At 56.4% G+C, this 3,915-nt stretch carries 4 protein-coding genes; all 4 read right to left on the bottom strand.

What is annotated here, in order from left to right; all coding sequences use genetic code 11:
• Window positions 1-450: 450 nt before the first annotated feature.
• Window positions 451-1,323 carry a hypothetical protein gene (locus tag J7360_RS20660; protein ID WP_103093260.1) on the bottom strand — a complete coding sequence of 291 codons (873 nt, stop codon included), beginning with the start codon at window positions 1,321-1,323 and terminating at the stop codon, window positions 451-453.
• A gap of 21 nt (window positions 1,324-1,344) precedes the next feature.
• The gene (locus J7360_RS20665; protein ID WP_223842566.1) at window positions 1,345-1,728 is read right to left on the bottom strand and encodes a hypothetical protein; all 384 of its coding nucleotides are present in this window, start codon (window positions 1,726-1,728) and stop codon (window positions 1,345-1,347) included.
• A 189-nt stretch (window positions 1,729-1,917) separates the two neighbouring features.
• On the bottom strand, window positions 1,918-2,643 hold the full coding sequence (locus tag J7360_RS20670; protein WP_209034701.1) for a hypothetical protein: 726 nt from the start codon (window positions 2,641-2,643) through the stop codon (window positions 1,918-1,920).
• A 150-nt stretch (window positions 2,644-2,793) separates the two neighbouring features.
• On the bottom strand, window positions 2,794-3,492 hold the full coding sequence (locus J7360_RS20675) for a transposase (RefSeq protein WP_209034703.1): 699 nt from the start codon (window positions 3,490-3,492) through the stop codon (window positions 2,794-2,796).
• Window positions 3,493-3,915 lie beyond the last annotated feature (423 nt).

Below are 3,915 nucleotides of genomic sequence, written 5' to 3' on the forward strand. Positions count from 1 at the left end.
AGTTGATCAGACCTTCCTTAGTTGATTAAGAGGCTCCATTGCGGAGAGGCGGGCCGACTATAGAGAGTGCCTTGGTCTGGTTCGAAGTAACGGGTCATGCCGCTCACCAATTGACGACGCTCGGCTTGGGCAGCTAGCGGAGAGCCTAGTGCCCGAAACGCGGCAGGCCTTGGCCTCGACCATCACGCGGAAGGCATAGCGGGCCATGGCGCCATGCTACTGTAGATGAAGGCGGATGCTGGCGAGCAGTTCGTCGGACAGGGCTTCATCGAGCAGGACGCGGTAAGTGTCGGATCGCCCTTTCAGGTCGTTACCAAGCGCAAGCCAACAGGGATATGGCGTCAGTGCGGAGTGCCCGCGCTGGTCAAGATTGGCTGGACAACCGGACTAGCGATACGTCGCCGGGGCGTCGGGCGGGCGAGTACGCATTGGGCTGCTCCAAGAAGTTGGCTAAACCATTCGGCGACTAACAGCTTGAGCATCGGGTTCCATCGGAGGCTGCGCAGCAGCATGTTGGGCCAGCGCTGTACTGGAATGTTCGATAGTGGGAGGTTGCTCACTCGCAAGTACCGATGCGCGGAATCCAGGAGTCGTTCCTGCGACGAACACGTCGCCGTCGCGTTCAATGAGGCGGCTCACTTTTGACATATCGGTGATTCCAGCCTCGTGTGCACGCTGAGCAGCGAAGGCGACCCGTTCATCGGAGATGTGCCCAGGCAGCCCTTCCCGTAGTCCAGCGAAAAGACGATTTCCAGCGTGCCCTGGATCAGTCATCGCATTGGTCGGAGGGTTGCTACGTTCTTGTGATGAGTCATTCTGCCCAAGTGAGTTGCTTGATCGTCCTTCGCGCGCAGGCTCATTCACTTCAGGCGTGGATGGGGACGTTGGATATCGAGACTCCAGCTCGCGAATAGTGCCGATCAACGCGTTGGGCGTTTCCACGGTGGGTAACCACGTGCCTGCATCAATCTGCCTTCCGGTGACGCGAGACACCGTTTCGCTAGCCCATGAGGAACAGTTGTTATTCAGTTCCCACGTAACGTTCTCGCGAAGCGCCTGATTGAGGGCTTGGGTTTGAGCTGGTGAGAGTTCGTAGTAGCGGTCGGCATCAGAACGCTGTCCCTTTTCCATTCCCGAACGTATGTCGGTGTCAGCCCCGTTATCCTTCACCATCGGATGGTTGTCGGGCCACAATCCATAATACTCCGTGGGCGAATCGCCCCGCTTGACCGTAATCCATGCATGTCCATCAGTCAGGCCGCCTTGTCCACCATTGCTATGTATTCCAAGCACAACGCGCTCACTAGCCGGTTCGGTGCCCATTGCATCGCTCCTTGACTGAAATTATGGAGTCAACGTCTCTTCGGTGTCTGCGTAGACCAGTACGACCTTTTCGCCCCCGTAGGGTAAGGTGACCTTCGGTGTCCAGGGCTCAGCGGGTGGCAAGGCAGCCTTTGCCATGGCGTCACACTTCTCATTGATGCCACATCTGCGGATGGCAATACGTAATACGCCACCCTCATTTACGAAATCAATGCCGGGAGAATAAAACAGGCTCTCTGCAGGCATGTGGTATGTGATCTGAAGTGAGTCTCCCACCTTTTCGATCTTGACCGGCTGAACATCATTTTTCTTGTAATCAGAGCGCATTTTTCCTCCTGCACAAGCAGTCAAGGTTGATAGTGCGAGTAATCCCGCAGCAAACATTAGTCTAATTTTCATATCCATGTTCATGCCCAGCATGAAATCTGACGAGGTACGTTAGCACCCGCTACCTCGGCAGGCTAGAAGTCAGGTAATCCAAACTCGCGCAGCCAAACTAGGGTGTTAACAAAAAGCCTGTAAATATGCGATGTCTTCGTGGCAGTTTGAGCTCATTGCTGCGCCGATAATCTAGCTGCAGGGCTAGACGGTCACCTACTTGTTGGGGGCGCTGTCTTGACGGTTTGCCTCAGCCAATAATTGCTCATACGACTGCACGCGTATACGTAGGCGAATGAGATGCCATGACATCGCAAAAGCAAACAGTAGCGTGAAGGCCAGCACGCCCTGGATGAGGGTGATCTTGCTCAGTACCGTCCAGTCGCCAAAACGCCAGTCTTTCAGCTGCAGATAGAGGGCAAGCAGGACAGGCATGAAGCCCAGCTTCTCTATGCCACCGGTGAACAGACCCAGGCGGTCGTGCATGTTGGTGCGACGATCACGCATGAATGCCTCGCGCCGACGGCGCTGTTCCAGCGGAAACCTGCGAAGCGCTGCCACGATGGATTGATACTGGTGGAACTCCCGCTCCATCTGTTCTGCGTGGTCTGCATAGGGGTGGCGGAACCCCGGCCATTCGCGCTTGACGGTGAGCGCTGCCGAAATCAGGAAGCCTGTCAGCTCAGTCACAAGTCCGAAAACAGCTAAATAGCTGCCAGTTTTGCCGTCCAACAGGACGCCGGACAAGATTCCGACTCCCGCACCGATCAGGGCAATCGTCAAGCTCCAGCGCTCGACTGGGCCTGCGCGGCTCTGCTCAGTCATCTGTGCGTAATGGGCCATTGCTGCGGAAAGGGATGGAAAGCTCGGGTCTGTGAGCTTGATCGCTTCTCCATCGATGTCGTTGCTGTGCTCCGCTGCTACGTCATCCATTGAACTCATCTAGCTTCCCTCGCGGATCGCGCATCTAACTAACGGCTGTGACCGTCAGTATTCCTCAGCTGCCGATGCTGCGCCAGCAGGCCACTAAAACGCGTCGAGCATCCGCGTCAGTTGCTATTGACACACGAATAACGGGGTCAGGTTAACTTATCAGTCGACGGCGCTCGGCTTGCGTGGCCGATGAGCGGGCCTGACGCCGGCAAAGCGGTGGGTCTTGGCTTGGACCATTGCGCGGAAGGCGTCGTGGCCCAGGGCTCGCTGCTGCTGTAGATGAAGACGAATGCTGGTAAGCAGTTCGTCGGAGAGGGCTTCATCGAGCAGAGCACGGTAGGCGTTGAATCGCTCGATCGGGTCGCCGCTAAGCGCAACCCAACAGGGATGTGGTGTCAGCGCGGAGTGCTTGCGCTGGCCTAGGTTGGCTGGGCAACTGGACCAGCGGTACGCCGCTGGGTTGTCGGTCAGGCGAGCACGCACCGGATTGAGCTCAATGTAGCGATAGCAGCGAAGGACGTAGTCCGCACTGCCCACAAGACACGCTTTGTACCGCCCCTCCCATAGCGTACCAGTGCGCCCGTGGCGGCCATTGAACAATGCGACGTAGTTTCGCCCAAGCCGTTGCATCAGTTGCCCGATGCGTCCCGCTGCAGGTGGCGTGACTAGCAAGTGCACATGGTTGTCCATCAATACGTAAGCGTGCAACTGGCAGTCTGTGGCGTGCAGGGCCTCATGCATCAGGTGCAGATAGCGCAATCGATCGCCATCGTCCAGAAAGCATGCCAAGCGGTTGTTCCCGCGCTGCACGATATGCTGCGGGACGCCGGGAACGTCAATACGCGGAAGTCTGGCCACCTGGCAAGACTCGCAGAAAGGCATTGGTGCTGATAGCGAGGAAGCCCTCCCGAAAGCTGAGGCCGTAGCTTGAAATTTGGGTAGGAAGTGAACCTGACCCCGTTAGCCTCGGCTGGTGGCATGATAGCTTTCGCCACGGCGTCGCACCTAGCACTAATGCCACATCTGCGGATGGCAATGCGCAAGACGCCGCGGTCACTTAAAAAATCAACGCCGGGAGAATAAAATTGGCTTTCCGCCGGCATGCGATAGGTGATTTGGAGCGAGTTGGATCCCACCTTTGCAACTTTGACCGGCTGCACATCACTCTTCCTATAATCAGATCGCATACTTACTTCTGCAGAAGCAGTCGAGATTGATAGCGAAAGTAATGCTGCCCCAAAAATGAGCCTAATTTTCATATCTAAGGAAGGTCTGATCAAC

The sequence above is a fragment of the Xanthomonas sp. D-99 genome, assembly GCF_017746145.1.
GTDB classification, from domain to species: domain Bacteria; phylum Pseudomonadota; class Gammaproteobacteria; order Xanthomonadales; family Xanthomonadaceae; genus Xanthomonas; species Xanthomonas cissicola.